This window comes from Serratia sp. NPDC078593 (assembly GCF_050268245.1).
In the GTDB taxonomy this organism is placed as follows: Bacteria; Pseudomonadota; Gammaproteobacteria; order Enterobacterales; family Enterobacteriaceae; genus JBNNGK01.
This window is the reverse complement of sequence record NZ_JBNNGK010000016.1, coordinates 1-16792: the sequence shown is the minus strand read 5'-3', so window position 1 is coordinate 16792 and position 16792 is coordinate 1. Positions and strand designations below refer to the sequence as shown.

Annotated in this window: 15 protein-coding genes and 2 pseudogenes; 7 read left to right on the top strand and 10 right to left on the bottom strand. The window is 51.8% G+C overall.

The window, feature by feature from the left end; genetic code table 11:
* Positions 1–6: 6 nt before the first annotated feature.
* A complete protein-coding gene (locus ACQKDS_RS16060) occupies positions 7–1368 on the bottom strand; it encodes an esterase-like activity of phytase family protein (protein ID WP_399671846.1) in 1362 nt (453 codons plus the stop codon).
* Between the two features lie 422 nt (positions 1369–1790).
* Between ACQKDS_RS16060 and aqpZ the strand changes: the two genes are divergently transcribed.
* Positions 1791–2486, top strand: coding sequence for an aquaporin Z (aqpZ, locus tag ACQKDS_RS16055; protein WP_399671843.1), 696 nt, complete (start codon positions 1791–1793; stop codon positions 2484–2486).
* A gap of 63 nt (positions 2487–2549) precedes the next feature.
* Here the strand turns inward: aqpZ and ACQKDS_RS16050 are convergent.
* Positions 2550–3320: pseudogene (locus tag ACQKDS_RS16050) on the bottom strand (class I SAM-dependent methyltransferase).
* A gap of 118 nt (positions 3321–3438) precedes the next feature.
* On the opposite strand from ACQKDS_RS16050, the gene ACQKDS_RS16045 reads away from it, so the two are divergent.
* Positions 3439–4227 (top strand): helix-turn-helix transcriptional regulator, encoded by a 789-nt coding sequence (locus ACQKDS_RS16045; protein WP_399671840.1) that lies wholly within the window; start codon positions 3439–3441, stop codon positions 4225–4227.
* A 173-nt stretch (positions 4228–4400) separates the two neighbouring features.
* On the opposite strand, the gene ACQKDS_RS16040 is transcribed toward ACQKDS_RS16045, so the two are convergent.
* The 4 genes from ACQKDS_RS16040 to ACQKDS_RS16025 form a co-directional block, all read right to left on the bottom strand.
* Positions 4401–4655: an ABC transporter ATP-binding protein gene (locus tag ACQKDS_RS16040; RefSeq protein WP_399671837.1), complete on the bottom strand. Its 255-nt coding sequence runs from the start codon at positions 4653–4655 to the stop codon at positions 4401–4403.
* Between the two features lie 84 nt (positions 4656–4739).
* The gene (locus ACQKDS_RS16035; protein WP_399671834.1) at positions 4740–5192 is read right to left on the bottom strand and encodes a thiol-disulfide oxidoreductase DCC family protein; all 453 of its coding nucleotides are present in this window, start codon (positions 5190–5192) and stop codon (positions 4740–4742) included.
* A 73-nt stretch (positions 5193–5265) separates the two neighbouring features.
* Complete coding sequence (gene ycaC / locus ACQKDS_RS16030) at positions 5266–5892, bottom strand: isochorismate family cysteine hydrolase YcaC (RefSeq protein ID WP_399671831.1); 627 nt, start codon at positions 5890–5892, stop codon at positions 5266–5268.
* A 124-nt stretch (positions 5893–6016) separates the two neighbouring features.
* Positions 6017–6910, bottom strand: coding sequence for a pirin family protein (locus ACQKDS_RS16025; protein ID WP_399671828.1), 894 nt, complete (start codon positions 6908–6910; stop codon positions 6017–6019).
* A gap of 123 nt (positions 6911–7033) precedes the next feature.
* On the opposite strand from ACQKDS_RS16025, the gene ACQKDS_RS16020 reads away from it, so the two are divergent.
* Complete coding sequence (locus tag ACQKDS_RS16020; RefSeq protein ID WP_399671825.1) at positions 7034–7942, top strand: LysR family transcriptional regulator; 909 nt, start codon at positions 7034–7036, stop codon at positions 7940–7942.
* Positions 7943–7987: 45 nt separating this feature from the next.
* Here ACQKDS_RS16020 and ACQKDS_RS16015 read toward each other — a convergent pair whose 3' ends face one another.
* The 3 genes from ACQKDS_RS16015 to pagP form a co-directional block, all read right to left on the bottom strand.
* A complete protein-coding gene (locus tag ACQKDS_RS16015; protein WP_399671822.1) occupies positions 7988–8254 on the bottom strand; it encodes a DUF333 domain-containing protein in 267 nt (88 codons plus the stop codon).
* 111 nt (positions 8255–8365) lie between these two features.
* Positions 8366–8848, bottom strand: coding sequence for a DUF2501 domain-containing protein (locus ACQKDS_RS16010; protein WP_399671819.1), 483 nt, complete (start codon positions 8846–8848; stop codon positions 8366–8368).
* 131 nt (positions 8849–8979) lie between these two features.
* On the bottom strand, positions 8980–9573 hold the full coding sequence (pagP, locus tag ACQKDS_RS16005) for a lipid IV(A) palmitoyltransferase PagP (protein ID WP_399671816.1): 594 nt from the start codon (positions 9571–9573) through the stop codon (positions 8980–8982).
* 855 nt (positions 9574–10428) lie between these two features.
* Between pagP and ACQKDS_RS16000 the strand changes: the two genes are divergently transcribed.
* Positions 10429–12108 (top strand): alpha-keto acid decarboxylase family protein, encoded by a 1680-nt coding sequence (locus tag ACQKDS_RS16000; protein ID WP_399671813.1) that lies wholly within the window; start codon positions 10429–10431, stop codon positions 12106–12108.
* Between the two features lie 59 nt (positions 12109–12167).
* Here the strand turns inward: ACQKDS_RS16000 and ACQKDS_RS15995 are convergent, their stop codons facing one another.
* A complete protein-coding gene (locus ACQKDS_RS15995) occupies positions 12168–13301 on the bottom strand; it encodes a DUF1615 domain-containing protein (RefSeq protein ID WP_399671810.1) in 1134 nt (377 codons plus the stop codon).
* Positions 13302–13460: 159 nt separating this feature from the next.
* Here ACQKDS_RS15995 and tehB point away from each other — a divergent pair.
* The 3 genes and pseudogenes from tehB to ACQKDS_RS15980 all read left to right on the top strand — a co-directional run.
* Positions 13461–14039 (top strand): annotated as a pseudogene (gene tehB, locus ACQKDS_RS15990) (tellurite resistance methyltransferase TehB); the annotation flags it as partial.
* A gap of 117 nt (positions 14040–14156) precedes the next feature.
* Positions 14157–14795: a leucine efflux protein LeuE gene (gene leuE, locus ACQKDS_RS15985; RefSeq protein WP_399671807.1), complete on the top strand. Its 639-nt coding sequence runs from the start codon at positions 14157–14159 to the stop codon at positions 14793–14795.
* A 143-nt stretch (positions 14796–14938) separates the two neighbouring features.
* Positions 14939–16438 (top strand): aldehyde dehydrogenase family protein, encoded by a 1500-nt coding sequence (locus ACQKDS_RS15980; protein ID WP_399671804.1) that lies wholly within the window; start codon positions 14939–14941, stop codon positions 16436–16438.
* Positions 16439–16792: the final 354 nt, after the last annotated feature.

The following is a 16792-nucleotide window of genomic DNA, read 5'->3' as shown; positions in this document are numbered from 1 at the left end:
GGGGGATTAACGCAAGGACTGTGGCAGCGTCAATACCCAAAGCTCACTCAGTGAGTCCGGCTTGTTAAGCGGGTGTAATTCAATATGCGTCGGCACCGTTTTGCCCCCCAGGCTTAAACCTCCCTGCGCATTGATCTGATAATCCTTGGCTTTTTTGTTCTTGGGCTGCGCATCAACCAACGCTGCATGTAATCCAAAGTCATTATCGTTAATCACCGCCAACGTGCGATCGTCGATTAACGCTAAACCTTCAACTTTTTCTTGCTGCCATCCCAGTTTACGCAGATCGGCGACCTCACGTTTTTGCGCCAATGTCACACCGCGCTTCAGCAACTCACTCATATCATCATATTCCAGCGCTTTCTCAGCCTCATCAAAACGCGTCAGATCGCTAGCCAGACTCAAATCCACCAGATAAATCACATTAGTCATCTGTTGTTGTTTATTCTTTCCCTGCTCGATCAGCAAAATATGTTGGTTATCTATCGCCACAATATCGCCAATTTTGGCATCCTTGGCTTTATTATACTTCGCGACATCTATCGGATAACCATATTGCAGGATCTTGCCACTCACCGGATCAAAACTCACTAATCGGGTAAATTGCGCCGTGTTTTTAGTTTTACCCTCCACGTCTAACGTGCTTTGTACCGCAGCGAGAATACGTCCGTCAGGCAGGTGGGTGATACCTTCAAATCCACGGTTAGGTTGACGCCATTTGAGAATGTTCGGTAACCCCCCGGCCACTGCCTGCTCGCCATTTTGTGGCTGTGGACCATATTTGGCCAAAATTTTACCGTTACCGTCGATGTGGATCAGAAACGGCCCATATTCATCACACAACCAATAACCGCCTTTACCGTCCGGCGTAATACCTTCCGTATCCAATCCGCGTTGATCGCTTGGCAAGGTTTGCAACGTATCGTTCAGCGCGACTTCATTGGTCGTACCAATAAACTCACCCGGCAGCGGCAACCCGCTAATCGCTCCCTGCTCATCATGCAGCGGGCGCAGATTTCCAGCCATCGCCTGGCCGTCGCTAATGCGAATATCCACCAGCAACGGCGTAAATTGTGGTGTAGCAAATATTTTCGCTTCACGCTTTCCCATCATGGGTGCATCCGCATTCGGCCCACGATCGGTGATGGTAGTAAATTGCAATGCCTGCCCTTGTCTGCCATTAAATACCAAACCCGATCCAATCCCTATCGGTAACCCATGCGGAAAATTTTTGGCGAACGCGCCAGAATAGCGGACATGCTCCCCGCCAGGGAAACCGACGGTATAGCGTGTCACACTGACCTCTTCCGCACTGGCCAGCAGTGGAAACAGCGTGAACATCAACAGCGAAATAGATTTTATTCTCATAATGGATGGGCTCGGTAATGGGAGAATCGATTATCTGTCAGGGTAATTAACCTGAATGACGCTTTGATGACAATGAGCAGCCCTCTGATTACTTTCTAATAAATAATCAAACAGCAAATTGAAAATAACAATTAACTTTAAATGATTGAACGGTCAAACCATGTGGTGTTTTTTATTTTTCATCACACTTTTATCAATACGACTAATTTTAATGCAGCCAACCAAGAATAATCTCAATACATTGATAAAAAATTCAGCAAATGCGAGTCAAAATCCGAAAAGAAACCATTTCATGTAGACAAATTCAATCGTTAGGGATTTAATACCCCGCTTAATTGTAGGTGCACTAAGAAAATTACTAATAAAGATGTTCTATAGTTTTCGCGCTAACAACCGTTAGTTATCTCGATAGGATGGAATTTATGTCAAAGCGACTTTTTGCCGAATTTTTTGGCACTTTTTGGTTGGTGTTTGGTGGCTGTGGTAGTGCCGTATTAGCGGCAGCTTTCCCTGAGCTGGGTATTGGCTTTGCCGGAGTGGCTCTCGCATTTGGCCTGACCGTTGTCACCATGGCTTATGCCGTCGGTCATATTTCTGGTGGGCACTTTAACCCGGCAGTCACCGTGGGTTTATTCGCTGGTGGGCGTTTCCCGGCAAAAGACGTCGTTCCTTATGTTATCGCGCAGGTCATTGGTGGTATTGCTGCCGCAGCGATGCTGTATGTGGTCGCCAGTGGTAAAGCCGGCTTCGATGCTACTGCGGGGGGGGTCGCCTCAAACGGCTTCGGTGAGCATTCGCCGGGCGGTTATTCTTTACAAGCTGCCATCATTATTGAATTAGTGTTAACCGCTTTCTTCCTGATTGTTATTCATGGCGCAACCGACAACCGTGCTCCGGCTGGTTTTGCACCTTTAGCCATTGGTTTGGCGTTAACCCTGATTCACTTAATCAGTATTCCGGTTACCAATACTTCGGTAAACCCGGCTCGGAGTACCGGCGTCGCCATCTTCCAAGGTACTTGGGCATTGCAACAGCTATGGGTATTCTGGCTGGTGCCATTAATCGGCGGTGTGATCGGTGGGTTGATTTATCGTTGCCTGCTGGAAAATAAAAAATAATAGCGGCCGACATACCGGAATTATTTCAAGGGCAGCCTTCATTGGCTGCCCTTTATTTTTTCTTTATCCTTTCATTGCCACCAGCATCATAATGTCGCTGGTGAAAGTACCATCGGGTTGAATGGCAAAATGCTGCTTCACTTCATCGGATACCGATTGCTGAAACGCACGGATGGCCGTCACAAAGTGTTCCGGCGTGCGCATTCGCGCCACCCAACTGTTGAACGCTAATTCTAAACGGTCGAACGTTACTGAACTCATCACCAAGCCCGCCCCAGTTAACAAACTCAGCCATTCTCCTGGGCTGTAATTTCGCACGTGCGAAGTATCGCGCAGCACTTCCACGGTTTGCAGGTAAAGATCTAACAACGGTTGCCCCGGCGAAACCACATCCATAAAAACTGCCGTTCCCCCCGGCTTTAGCACCCGCTTTACCTCACGTAATGCCTGCCCCACATCTTGCCAATGATGTACGGAATAGCGGCTAATCACCCAATCAAAACTGGCCTCTGAAAACGGCAACGCCTCCGCCACGCCTTGCTGAACCTCGATATTTTTTAGCCCCTTCGTGTTTGCTACCTGCAAAACGACGTCTAACATCTGCGCAGACAAATCATAGGCAACCACTTACGAAGCCTGTGCAGCGGCAGTGAAACTGGCATGGCCGGCACCGCAACCTAGGTCTAACACACGCCCGCGCGGATGTGCGGCCAACAACGCGCTTAAGCGTTGCAGATCGTTGCCCTGAGCATGAACAGCGCTGGTTAAATAAGCGTTGGCCTGCTCACCAAACTGACTATCGACCGCGTTTTTATGGCTGTTGTGCATTTTCATATTAGCTCTCTTGTGTTGTTTGGCTCGCGCCCGTGCCGGATGGCTACCAGCGACTATAATCAGCATGTTATACGGGGACAATATGTGCAGTTATCCTAGTATTGATAGGTACCAGCTTATGCAATCAGACGATTTATCGGGGCCAAAAGCCCTTGGCGCATTTCTGCGTGCGCATCGCGAACGTATCACGCCAGAGATGATAGGGCTGCCCAACGCGCCACGCCGCCGCACCCAAGGTTTACGCCGCGAGGAACTGGCGCAAATCAGCGGTATCAGCGCAACCTGGTACACCTGGATCGAGCAAGGCCGGGATGTGTCGATTTCACCGTATACGCTGGCGCGCCTTGCCAAAGCGTTACGGCTTGGTAATGCTGAGCGCCATTATCTGTTCACCCTGGCAAGCGCGCACGATCCCGAACGGGAACAACAACAAGACAGCATTAATGAAGCGATATTACACAGCGTACATCGGGTCAACGTGCCTTGTTATCTGCTAGATGTCACCTGGAATATGCTGGCATGGAATCAGTCTGCCGAGACCTTGTTTTGCGGCTGGCTCGGCCAAACCAAGCGCCCTAACCTGCTGCACTTTATGTTTTTCCATCCGCTGGCAAAAACGCTGGTCAGCGACTGGTCGCACCGTGCTCAGCGGGTGGTTGCCGAGTTTCGTGCCGAAACCAGTCACCATCAGAGCACAGAACAGATGCGTGCCTTTGTGCGTAACATGACGCGCAACAGCGAAGCGTTTAATCATTGGTGGCAACAACATGATGTGATGGCGCGGGAAGGCGGCGAACGGGTATTCGAACATGTTCAGCAAGGGCAACTGCATTATCAGCAGGTGACGTTTCACCCGGCAGAACATGCGCTATTGAAACTGGTGATGCTGATGCCTTTATCGCAATGAATACGCCACGTTAAGCACCCCATGGTTGAAGACAATCGACAATACTGGCTATGGGCATTCTGCTGGATGAATCGGCTCAGTCAGGCTGAACGATCGCAAAGCAATACGCGTGATAAAATATGGGGATGGGTCAGAATGACGTTCGCTCGGTTTGATTACGCCTAGCGGCAGGGTTACGGCGCGTCGTCAGACTCAATTTCGGCCAACTCACGGCGATAGGTTTTCACTTTTTGACGTTTCTTTAGCCAGATGTGGGTCGCTACCAAAAAAATCGCGCCGGACATGCTCAGCACACCGACAGGATGGCCGTAAAACACCATCAAAATAAAATAAGCGGCAGAGACAATCGCTACCCATTTCGCCATATTCCCGACGGCGTTTTTCTCCTCGCTTAAACGGCGGATATTTTCTTCTTCACTGATGCCCATACGCTCTCCTTATTTATTTTACAAAAAGTTATATGGAGGCTTTCTGCGTCTATTTCAAGCAATTGGACGAGAAAAAAATAAAGTTCAAGGTTGCCGACCACCGCCGCCCGGCAAATAACGCCAAGATTGCGCGCTGCCCGGTAGCGTTCGGCCATCGTTGCGGCCGAACCATTGATAACGATGGCGCGCGATAACGTCATAGATCGCATCTGCCAACCGCTGCGGCAAAAATCGGCCGATCGATAACCAGCGATAAGGCCTATCGAGCCTGCTCAACGCGTGAAAAAACGCCGCAGAACGCAGCCAATACTGCCCCGAGGCCACTAAAACCACGCTATCAAAACGATCGGTTGGCATCGCCAATTGGCGCAACATCGCCTGCCCGGTAGGAGATTGCACGGTCGCCAAACGTATGCGGCCAGCGCGATCGGCATGAATCAGAAAACGGACTACACCATGACATAAATTGCATTCGCCGTCGAACAAGATCACCGGCTCGGCGACGAACGCTGAGGGCGTGACTGCTGAATATTTCATCGCGTCTCCTGAGTGAGCCCCAGACTAACGCGTCAATAGATGAAAGACCAGCCACCCTCATATTGGTTCAGCATTATTTACGTTGGGTCAATGTGTTGTAGCTGGTCATCAAATTACGGTAATCAGGAATATGATTAGAGAACAATGCGCCCAAGCCTTCGATGTCATTACGCCAATCACGATGCAGCTCGCAGGCTACACCAAACCACGTCATCAACTGGGCGCCTTCGGCTTCCATCCGGCTGCAAGCAGACTGACGCGTCAGTTCGTTAAAGGTACCAGACGCGTCGGTCACCACAAACACCTCAAAGTCTTCACTCAGCGCCGACAACGCGGGGAATGCCACGCACACTTCGGTCACTACGCCCGCAATGATCAACTGCTTACGTCCGGTGGCTTTTACCGCCTTCACGAAATCCTCATTATCCCAGGCATTAATCTGCCCCGGGCGAGCAATGTACGGCGCATCGGGAAATTGCGCTTTGAGCTCAGGCACTAAAGGGCCATTGGGGCCATCTTCAAAACTGGTGGTCAAAATCGTTGGCAGATTAAAATATTTAGCCAAATCCCCCAGTGCCAAAACGTTATTTTTAAAACGATCGGGATCGATATCACGTACCAGAGAAAGCAGCCCGGCCTGGTGATCCACCAATAATACGGCAGCCTGATCCTTGTCGAGGCGTTTATAGTTTGCAGTCATAATGAGGCTCCTTTTGATATGTTGATGTCGGCAGATTGAAATTAATCTGCCCTGCGTTACAACAACGGTGTTGAGTGTAGTGGCTGGCTCGCAAATTACCTGCCGAGCCAGCATCAGGGATAAATCAGTTCCCCCCGTTGGCGGTCACCTCTGCAACAGGTAATGTACCGAAGTGACCGCTATTCACATCACGCAGCGCCTGCTGAATCTCTGCTTCACTGTTCATGACAAATGGGCCGTAACCCACAATGGGTTCATCGATCGGCTCACCGCTTAGCACCAACAAACTGACATCGTTATTGGCTTCAAGGGTGATAGCATCGCCTGCACGATCCAGCACCACCATTTGGGTTTCACGCACAATTTGCTCATCGTTAACCAAAATGGCACCGTGCAACATCACCAATGCCAACGTGTGACCCTCTTCAACCCGTAACGTCGTGGCATGACCGGCATTGAGCTTCATATCCCACAGGTTCAGTGGCGTAAAGGTTCGAGCCGGGCCTGCATGATCGTTAAAACGGCCGGCGATAACCCGCACCTGCCCTGCCCCGTCAGCCAACGGTACGACGGGGATAGCTTGGTTGAGCAGCGTTTGATAACCCGGCGCCGCCATTTTGTCTTTGGCAGGCAAGTTGACCCACAGTTGAACCATTTCCAACGTGCCGCCTTGGCGTGAAAAATGCTTTGAGTGGAATTCCTCATGCAAAATGCCAGAGGCGGCGGTCATCCATTGCACATCTCCGGGGCCGATCACGCCGCCACTGCCGGTGGAATCACGGTGTTCAACCTCACCTTGATAGACGATGGTTACGGTTTCGAATCCCCGATGTGGGTGCTGACCCACGCCACGCCGCCCTGTCGTCTCACGAAACTTGGTTGGCGCGGCATGATCCAGCAACAAAAATGGGCTCATTTCCGCGCCGAGATCCTGATAAGAAAACAGCGAATTCACTAAGAAGCCGTTGCCGACCCAGTGCGCATCGGGGCTGTTGTAAACGCCAAGGATCTTTTTCATGTGATTCTCCTGTTAGCGGCCTTAAGGCCTAATTCGATGCAAGCAGTGTAGTTCAGCGCTATTTGCCGCAGTAGTCAGCAAGATATACACTCATCGTTCTACTGATAGAACAATGGAGCGACAATGCTCACCGATTTAAACGATCTGTTTTTCTTCGCCAGCGTGGTAGAACATCAGGGCTTCGCTCCCGCAGGACGCGCGATCGGTATACCAAAATCGAAACTCAGCCGCCGCGTGGCGCAGTTGGAGGAGCGGCTTGGCGTACGCTTAATTCAGCGCTCTACGCGCCGTTTTTCCGTTACCGAAATCGGGCAGAATTATTATGTGCACTGCAAAGCGATGCTGGTCGAGGCCGAAGCGGCGCAGCACGCCATCGAGCAAACCCGCGCCGAACCCTGCGGCACGGTGCGCATTAGCTGCCCGGTCGCCTTATTGCATACCCGCGTTGGCGACATGTTGGCGCGATTTATGGCTGATTACCCGAAGGTTATGCTGCATCTGGACGCCACCAACCGCCGGGTGGACGTGGTGGGTGAAGGATTGGATATCGCGATCCGCGTACGGCCACCACCGCTGGAAGACAGCGATCTGGTACTGAAAGTGTTGGCACAGCGTCGCTGGTGTGTGGCCGCCAGCCCCGCGCTGGTTCACGCACTGGGCGACGTCGCTCACCCCAAAGATCTCACTCGTTATCCCACGCTCGATCTTGGCCCCGCGCGCGCGCAACATCTGTGGACGCTGCATGGCCCGGAAGACCAACATTTTCAATGGGAGCACACGCCACGGCTGGTCACGGATGACATGCTCATGCTGCGTACCGCCGCGATCGCCGGTGCAGGACTGGTGCAACTGCCATGTATGATGATGCGCAACGCTATTTTACGCGGTGAATTGATGACGCTGTTGCCAGATTGGCAACCTCAAGGTGGCGTGGTGCATGCGGTATACCCGTCACGCCGTGGTTTATTGCCTGCCGTACGCCTGTTACTCGATTATCTCGGCCAACAGTTCGCCGCGCTCGAAGAGGTGTAATGATGAAAGGATGTCGCCTGCAGCGTTATTGCAGGCGGCCGAATGCTATTTTTTTACCGGATGATCGCGGCGGAATAACTCCCAACTTTCGATCTCCTCACCGCTCGGTAAGCTGCAGGTAGAATATTGCCCCTGCGCATTATGTTTGGCGTTTAACTTGCCACCGATCTGAGTGCAATAAACATCAGCAGGATTCGCCATACCGATCGCTTTCACCTGCACAGGCGCGGGTGCGTCGTAAGTCTTCACGTAATGGCATCCTTGTAACAAAACGCTGCTCGCAAGCAAAATATACAGCACAGTTTTATTCATTTGACTCAACCTGACGGGGGGGTGTTCATACGATGTCGCGCGCTGCCACCTAGAATGCCCAGACATTGCTCACAGAGCCAATGCCTGTCGCGCGTCTACGATGGTGCGTTATCAGGAAATGAACGATTTGCCCTGTTTCAACACCAGATCACACGCTTTCTGCTTCACTTTTTCGGTAATTTGCGAAGTACCAAGGCTGTTGAGATCCAGGCTTTTGCCCTCACCGGTCTTTAACAGGCCACCTAGCCCTTGTTGATAATCCTGGCTGTTCGCATTAGCACTGCTGCTGATGCCCAGTTTATCCATCAGTTTGTTCTGTACGCCGTCAACACCCTGTTGCGAGAGCACGTTGTTCTTCACGCAGTATTGCAAGATACCGGCAGCGTTGGTCATGCTATTGGCGCTTAACGCCTTATCACCACCGTTAAGCAGGCTGGTCAAGCCGGATAATGACATTCCCCCCGTATCACCACCCGACTTACTCAGTTCACTCGCAGCGCTGCCGAGAGAATCCATCAGACCGGCTTGTGCCGTACCCGCCGCCATAGATGTCGTTAATGCTAACGCCAACAGAAAACGATGTTTGCCGTTCATTGTGCTCAAACTCCTGTTTTATCTCGGTAGGCGGTTATCGCCGCACCACCTGTTCGGACGCCATACTCAACGACAAGTTCCGTTTGGCTGGCCAAAAGCTTGATTTTAAGCATAAAGGAAGTGCGCTAAGCTCAAAACTGCCAACGCAGCCAAGCAAAGAACACGTTGCCATTGTTGTAGGTTCCGGGAATGTAAGTTGCTTGGAACGTCAGGCTTTTATAGCCGATCGAAGCCAGCGGCAACGGTGCCGGAATAGGAATGTAGTTCCAGTTGTCACGCGCGGTCACGCTGGCAGTGAATCCTAAGCCAAGACGGAAATCCTTATCGTCTAGCGGACGCCAAATTTTCTCGTAAGCATAGCCCCCGATCGGCTCCCATTTGTTAAAGGAGTCCTTGAACGCCATGATATAGAGGCCATGCCAGTCGCCATCCTGATCGAAGCGTGAAATACCGTAGCCAGCCCCCCACGGGCGCTCGTTGTACTTATCGATGTGTTCATCATCATAAGTCCAGCGGTTATGCCAGGTAATGGCGGGCAGATAAATGTCCTTATTCGGCGAATGACTCCACGTTTCCGCAACGTTATCGGTAAAACGCTGCCATAAACCGGGCTTTTTTGCCTGCACGACATTGCTATTTTCTGCACCAACCTCTGCGTAGGAAGGTAGTGCAGGAAATATCAACGCTATACTACCCACCAACAGCGTTCGCTTAAAAAACATCATAAAACTCCTGTATAAATTGCGGTCGGCGATTCTTACCTATCGCTTTGCCAAGATCAAGCCAGACTTTTACTTATCCCCCCATTAACCGGCGTTTGTTGTCGCTCCGTTAAGCTTAACCCTATGAAAAATCCAGGTTGGGTTTGATTAAGGTTAACAAGCGAGCCGGGCCATATACCCTGCACGCGTTGCTGCCGGGTTTAGGTCTGTCAGATACCGGCGTGACAGCATGGATAAATGAACCGCTCTGGCGAGTGTGAAGATATATTTACCGGCAGATTTTCCGCGAATGTGATCGTTGCCACGCACGGCGGCCCGATCAGTGCATGTTGCTGTTAAGCCACTCACAACTTATCCGTCCTGGATAAGGTTACGTTAATGTAAATAAACGGTAACACCAATAACAATAATCTGACGTCCATGCCGCTGTACCACAGTGTCAGACCGTTGATGCGTGGCCGTGCTCAATGAACGTGGCAGAGATGCATTCATGCCGTTCGCTTGATAACACCGGAACAATTTGGAATAGCAAAAGTACCGGCCATCAACTCATTCAACCGAAACACCCCGCAATGATGGGTTTCTGCCAAACCCTTAGCGGCTTTTCCGCACAATGAAAAACACCGATTAAGCGGCAGAGCGCATCAAGGCTGCATTAGCGCGCCCCCCTGTTGACGTAAAGCAAGGCATACATCATCACACATCGCGACAACCGCGCCTAGCTTGAAGCAACCCGCACGTTACACAACAGTTAAACCGGCTGGCGCATTTTTGTGCCATTGCCACCACAACATCACCATCAACACCAATTGCTGATTTCTGCCTGATAAGAGCAAAACAATACATTCGGAGCAATAGATGAAAATCACCCTAGGACAATTTATCCTGCAACAACTGCGCGCGCTTAATATCAAACATATTTACGGCGTGCCCGGCGATTATAATCTGGCCCTGCTGGAACTGATTGAACATGATCAAAACACGCAGTTTATTGGCAACTGCAATGAGCTGAATGCCTCTTATGCCGCTGATGGCTACGCACGTTTAAACGGTGCAGGTGCCTTGATCACCACTTATGGCGTTGGCGATTTGGCGGCACTTTCCGCCATTGCAGGCGCGTATGCCGAATCATCCCCGGTTATTTGTCTATCAGGTACCCCGCCACTGCACGCCATGAAAGGGCGGGCTTTATTGCATCACACACTGGCCGACGGTAATTTCGATAATGTCATGCACTGTTTTAAGCAATTTACCGTCGCTCAGGCGCTGATTACCCCGGAAAATGCCGCCGTAGAAATCCCGCGCGTGCTGGCGGCGGCGTGGACAGAAAAGAAACCGGTCTATCTCCAGCTTCCCTCAGATATTTGTGATGTTGAGATAGACATAGCAGGCACCGCAATGACGCCACGTCTGCCAGACAGTGACCACTATAATCTGCAATTGGCGGCCAAAGCGTTACTACAGCGTTTACGTCTGGCACAGCGCCCTATCATGTTGGTCGATCAAATGGTCGATCGCTATCAGTTACAACAATTGGTCATCGACGTCGCACATAAATTCGCTATTCCGCTGACCAATATGCCTACCGCAAAATGTATTATCCCGGAAACTACCGCCGGTTGGATGGGGGGTTACAGCGGTAATTTATCGCGCCCTGAGCTGTTTGAATACATGGCTAGTTCTGACTGCGTGTTATGCTTTGGCGTGCGACTCGTCGATTCAATTACCGGCTATTTCTCACATCAGATCCCTGAACAAGCGCGGGTAGATATTCAACCTTACTCATTAACGCTGGGCAATACCGCTTACCCTGCGGTCGCGACCACGGACTTATTACAAGCACTACTCGATAGCTCAGGCAATGAAGCCGCATCCCCCATGGAAGTGCTACCGCACCAACACGATACATTGTCGCCCCCCGATCACACACCGCTCGAACATGCCACTTTCTGGCCACGCATTAGCCGTTTTATTCGTGAAGATGATGTCTTAGTGGTGGAGAATGGGACTTGCGGCGCGGCGCTGGGCGGTATGCGCATGCCCGATGGCGTGAAAGTGGTCAACCAACCGATTTGGGGCTCCATTGGTTATACCTTGCCCGCGCTGCTTGGCACGCTGATGGCGGCGCCTGAGCGGCGGCATATGCTGTTTATCGGCGACGGTTCATTCCAACTCACCGCGCAAGAAGTCTCTACGCTGTTACGCTACGAACAAAAACCGATTATTTTCCTGATCAATAACGATGGGTACACCATCGAGCGCTACATTCTGGGCGAAACCTCATCGTATAACGACATCGGCCCTTGGGATTATGCCAAGCTGCCGGCGGTACTGAATACCGAAGCCAAGCCGTTTGGCGCCACCGTAGAAACCAGCCAGCAATTGGAGTTAGCGCTGGAGCAGGCATCACGGCAGGAAACGCTGGCCTTTATTGAAGTGAAATTACCGATGATGGATACACCACCGGTCATGAAGGAATTCTGTCACCGTTGCAATAACTTCAACTTCGGATTGAGCAATCCGCGACGCTGCGCTTAACCTACCGCTCGGCCCCACCTTCTCGCTGAAATAAGTCTCCGTGGGGGGCCGATGCCTAATCAATGAGCCCGTTTCAGGCAACGCTGCCGACGCTCATCTACCCGTTTGGCAAACCACGCCGTTGTCAGCTTGCGGGTAATCTTAGGGCTTTCCAAAGTAATGCCCGGCAGCATTTCACGCGGTAACGTCCTGCCTTCCGTTTTCTCAGCCAGAACAAAGAGTTGCTTATACAGAGCGGTATTTTCAAAATCGAGACGGTTGCCTTTTTCCAGCGCGCGGCGAATCGCTGAGTGGCTCATCCCCAGGCGCGTGCTCAACGACCGAACCGCCAGTTCGGTGGTGCCCGGCTTATCGCTGCCGTAGTTGATTAAATCCCCGTCCAACGCAAGCGGAATACCGCTCACCCGGCTAACCGCACTCTGAAACGCCGCATTACGGCTGGCATATCGCCCAGCGTTAAAATCGGCGAAACGATACAGTGAGCGACTGTAATTAGCCGGGTAATCAAGCAGGTGCTTGATACCGAAATACATACCGCCGCGCCGGCTGAATACTTCACGGCGAATTGAGCCGTCGACGGGGTACGGATACCCTTTTGCGTTAGCCTCAGCGAAAGCGATGCTGACCTGCATAGGCCCCCCGGTTCGCACCGGATTTAGATTGCCAAATAGCCGCTGCCCCATCGGCACCATGTCGATGAAATCGTCAAATATCGCACTTAACTCTTTTTCACTGCGTACTTTGTCCAAGCGTTCAGCGTAACTTTTGCCATTCGATGAATGGATCATCAGCGCGGTTCGCACCAGGAAATGGGGAATATGTAGCCGATCGGCACGACGATCGATCTCCTTCCAAGCGATATTGGCCAAACCCGGCACCTGCGGATCGGCGTGAAAAGTGGATTCTTGCTCCGTCACCGCCAACACCGAACATAAGTTCTCAACGCTCGGCTCAAGGCCCTGTGCAGCAAAAGCCGCGGTAATATCGGTCGCCCAACCTTGACGATCGTGGGCGCTGGCTGGCATCAGTTTAATCACCTGCGCCTTCACATCCGCTGGCCGCGGTGCAGGCGTTTGATTACCGGTATTGCTGCTACACCCTGCCAGAATTAACAGACCGGTAAGCATCAGCGGTCGAAAAATATAAATACAGTCAATATTGAAGTAAAAACGCATTTTTTCTCTGATTATCATGACATCAACGTGAAAGACGTTATCCCAGCTCCCTTTTATGATCCAGTCTTGGTCGTGGAAATCTGCTTTGCCGTAGCCTGCCGGTAGCCAATTACAACATTAATATGTATTTTATATGCATTTTATAATTAGGAGAATCTCATGCCATCAGTCATTCAACCGGAAGACTATTACCAGCAAAAATACGGTTTAACCCGCACCCATTCTGAGGTGATTGCGGCGGTCGATCGGTTAAGCACCGGCACGGCTCTCGATCTCGGCTGTGGCGGTGGCCGCAACGCGTTGTATCTGAATCTGAAAGGTTTCGATGTGACCGCCTGGGATAAAAATGCGCTCAGCGTGGCCGAACTCAACAAAATCATTGATGCCGAACGTTTAAACCATATCCGCGCAAGCGTGCAAGATCTGAACACCCATCGATTTAGCGGGTCATATGACTTCATCCTATCCACAGTGGTAATGATGTTTCTGCAACGCCAGGCCATTCCCCCTCTGATTCAAGATATGCAAAACAGCACCGTTCGCGGTGGTCACAACCTGATTGTTGCCGCGATGGACACCGCAGACTTTCCCTGCCCCTTGCCGTTTTCTTTTACCTTCAAGCCTAATGAGTTGAAGGACTATTATCGCGATTGGGAAATCGTGAAGTACAACGAAGACGTGGGTGAATTGCATAAAACCGACGCTAGCGGGAAGCGGATCAAACTGCGTTTTGCCACGTTGCTGGCGCGAAAATAATTATCGCACGGATTCACGTTGCCAAGCCCGGCGCGCAGCGTTAGGATCGCGCCCGGCTCGAGGATGAGCCAAGGATCACGCTATTGATTGCGCGTTTAGAAGGCTTGTGAGGTTATCGTGTTAGAAAGTTTTGGCGTCCTGAATCTGTGGACCTATTTGGCCGGGGTGGTATTTATTATTATTCTGCCCGGCCCAAATACCCTGTTTGTCTTGAAAACCGGTATTTCACGCGGTGTCCGCGCCGGCTATACCGCCGCACTGGGCGTTTTTATCGGTGATGCTATTTTAATTTTCTGCGCCTATATCGGCATTGCTACGCTGATTCGCACCACACCGTTCTTATTCACGCTGGTGCGCTATTTAGGCGCTATTTATTTATTGTTCCTGGGTGCGAAAATTCTTTACGCCAACTTTATCCAAAAGAATCAGGCGGAACACCCTCCGCTAGAAAGCAGCCACAGCATTCTGCGTAAGTCGCTGACCTTGAGTCTGACCAATCCCAAAGCGATATTGTTTTACGTGTCGTTCTTTGTGCAGTTTATTGATTTTAATTATGCGCATACCGGGTTGTCATACACCATTTTGGCACTGATTTTAGAGTCGGTTAGCTTTGTTTATATGACCACGCTGATTTTTGCGGGCAGCATGTTGGCGCATTTCTTCAGCCATAAAAAGCGGCTGGCGAAATTGGGCAATGGCCTGATCGGTTTATTATTCCTCGGCTTTGCTACCCGCCTTGCAACTCTGAGTTCATAATTCCCCATAGGCGTACGCCGGTACGCCTCGCTCTGCCGATTGACACCCAGAGCAAATCGGTTGCCAAACAAAAATAAGCTCTCGTTCGACACAGCGCCTAGACTGATAAGGTTAATTTGCCCTTTAACCCGATCGGAGAGCTTATGTCTGATAATTCAGTCACCATTTTGGACAGCGTGTTGCGTTTCCTTAAGCGTCAGCATGGCCTGTATATCGACGGACAATGGCAGCCATCCCAGAGCGATCAACGCCTGCCGGTTTATAACCCCGCCGACGGCCAGCCCATCGCCTCCACGGCCGACGCCTGTGCTGCAGACGTTGCGGGTGCTGTGCAGTCCGCTCATCAAGCATTTACCAGCGGAATATGGTCGCAACGTTTACCCGCTGAACGTGAACGTATTCTGCTGCGGTATGCCGATCTGGTTGAACAGCACGCGGAGGAACTGGCGCAGCTAGAAACGCTGGAACAGGGTAAATCAATTGCCATCTCCCGCGCCTTCGAAGTCGGTTGCACACTCAACTGGATGCGCTACACCGCCGGGCTGGCCACCAAAATCACCGGCCAAACCTTGGATGTGTCGATCCCCATGCCGCCAGGTGCCAAATATCAGGTTTACACCCGCAAAGAACCGATCGGCGTCGTCGCCGGGATTGTGCCGTGGAATTTTCCACTGATGATCGGCATGTGGAAAGTGATGCCGGCACTGGCTGCCGGTTGTTCCATCGTGATTAAACCCTCGGAAACGACCCCGCTTACCTTATTACGCATGGCTGAATTAGCCTGTGAGGCTGGCGTACCGCCGGGCGTCTTTAATATCGTCACGGGCAACGGTGCGGTGTGCGGCAAGGCATTGAGTGAACATCCACTGGTGGCAAAAATTAGTTTCACCGGCTCCACACCGGTTGGCAAAGGCATCGCCCGGGTGGCAGCCGACCGCCTGACCCGCGTCACGTTAGAGCTCGGCGGCAAAAATCCAGCCATCGTGTTAAAAGATGCCGATATTGAACAGGTGATCGAAGGATTGATGATGGGCAGTTTCCTCAATCAAGGACAGGTGTGCGCTGCCAGCTCACGTATTTACATTGAAGCACCGATCTACGATCGACTGGTGGCAGGTTTCGAACAGGCGGTAAAATCGCTGCAGGTCGGCCCAGGAATGGACGCCAGCGCACAAATCAATCCGCTGGCCTCACGTGCGCATCGCGATAAGGTTGCCGCCTATTTGGCCGAAGCCCAAGACAACCGGGCGGAGTTAATCCGCGGATCTGCAGGCCCGGTGGGTGACGGTTTCTATATTCCGCCCACATTAGTGCTGAACCCTGACGACCATCTCAAGCTGACGCGTGAAGAGGTCTTTGGCCCGGTAGTGAACCTCATTCGCGTCGCCGATGGCGAAGAGGCGCTGCGCAAAGCCAATGATACCGATTATGGGCTCACCGCCAGCTTATGGACCACCAGCCTGCAAACCGCCATGGCTTTTACACCGCGCATTCAGGCAGGCACGGTATGGGTGAACAGCCATACCTTGATAGACGCCAATATGCCTTTCGGCGGAGCCAAACAGTCCGGCAGTGGACGTGATTTTGGCCCAAACTGGTTAGATGCCTATACCGAGTCAAAATCCGTCTGCATTCGTTATTAATAGCGCCGCCAGTGGCATAATGCCACTCGGCTAATGCTATGGTCGTTATCAGCGCATGAACACGTTGCCAACCGATCGTGCCCACCGCGTAGGGGCGTGGCACGCCGCACCCGTCACGATCGCTTAACGCTGGCTGCGGGACGAACATGTTCGCCCCCTACGTTTTAGCAACGTGGACAAATTATGCATCTTCCAGCCCCACCCACCGAGTAGGGGCGTGGCACGCCACGCCCGTCACGATCGCTTAACTCTGGCTGCGGGGCGAACATGTTCGCCCCCTATGTTTTAGCAACGTGGACAAATTATGCATCTTCCAGCCCCACCCACCGAGTAGGGGCGTGGCACGCCGCGCCC